The 1,055-nt window shown below is 76.7% G+C and carries 2 protein-coding genes; both read left to right on the forward strand.

Features of this window, described 5'->3' with window-relative positions; all coding sequences use genetic code 11:
- The coding region (locus tag HW577_RS25500) for an iron dependent repressor, metal binding and dimerization domain protein (RefSeq protein ID WP_198378879.1) at positions 1-194 on the forward strand (194 nt) is incomplete at its 5' end.
- The coding region (locus tag HW577_RS25505; protein ID WP_198378880.1) for a metal ABC transporter permease at positions 191-1,055 on the forward strand (865 nt) is incomplete at its 3' end. The genes HW577_RS25500 and HW577_RS25505, both read left to right, overlap by 4 nt.

Genomic DNA, 1,055 nt, shown 5'->3' on the forward strand with positions numbered 1-1,055 from the left:
CCGCGCGCCGCGCCGTGCGGGCGCATCGCGCGGTGGAGCACCACCTGCTCGCCCTCGGCGCCGCCGACACGGCGGGCGCGGACCGGCTCGCCGACCTGGTGGAGCATGGGCTCAGTCCCGAGGCCGCGGCGCGGCTGCTGCCGGAGCCCTCGGCGCTCCCCGCCTCCCCCCACGCGCTGGGCGGCAAGGCATGAGCGCGGTCGATTTCCTGCGGCTGGACCTGCCGGCGCTGCTCGCGGCCGTGCTCGCCTGCGGCACGGCGGGGCTGCTCGGCGCCTTCCTCGTGCTGCGGCGGGAAAGCCTGCTGGGCGATGCGCTGTCCCACGCCGTGCTGCCGGGCATCATCGCGGGCTTCGCGCTGACCGGCGCACGCGCGGGGCTGCCCATGCTGATCGGCGCGCTGGCCGCGGCGATGGCGGCGACGCTGCTGATCACGCTGGTGCGCCGCGCGGCGCGGATCGAATCGGGTGCCGCGACGGGCGCGGTGTTCACCACCTTCTTCGCGGCGGGCCTGGTGCTGATGGAGGTGACGGGGGCGCGCAGCGTCGATCTCGACCTGGACTGCGTGCTGTTCGGGCAGCTGGAGACGCTGGTCTGGCTGGAGGCAACCGGATGGGGCTCGCTGCTGGACCCGGCCGCGCTCGCGGGCCTGCCGCGGCAGTTGCACCTGCTGGCCGGGGTCGCGGTCGCGGTCGCGCTGCTGGTCGCGCTGCTGTGGCGGCCGCTGCAGATCCTGTGCTTCGACCCGGACTACGCGGCGGCGCTGGGCTATCCGGCGCGGCGGCTTGAACTGGCGCTGAACATGGCGGTGGCGGCGGCGGCGGTGGCGGCCTTCGAGGCGGTGGGCAGCATCCTGGTCGTGGCCATGCTGGTCTGCCCCGCGGCGGCGCTGCGGCTGCTGACCGACGACTACCGGGTGCAGGTGCTGGGCAGCGCTGTGGCGGGGGCGGCGATCGGCGTGGCCGGCTACCTGCTGGCCGGGCCGCTGCCGGCCGCGCTGGGCGGGACGGTGGCGCTCAACGCGGCGGGCGTGATCGGCACGCTGGGCGGCGTGG

Source organism: Neoroseomonas rubea, from assembly GCF_016106015.1.
In the GTDB taxonomy this organism is placed as follows: domain Bacteria; phylum Pseudomonadota; class Alphaproteobacteria; order Acetobacterales; family Acetobacteraceae; genus Neoroseomonas; species Neoroseomonas rubea.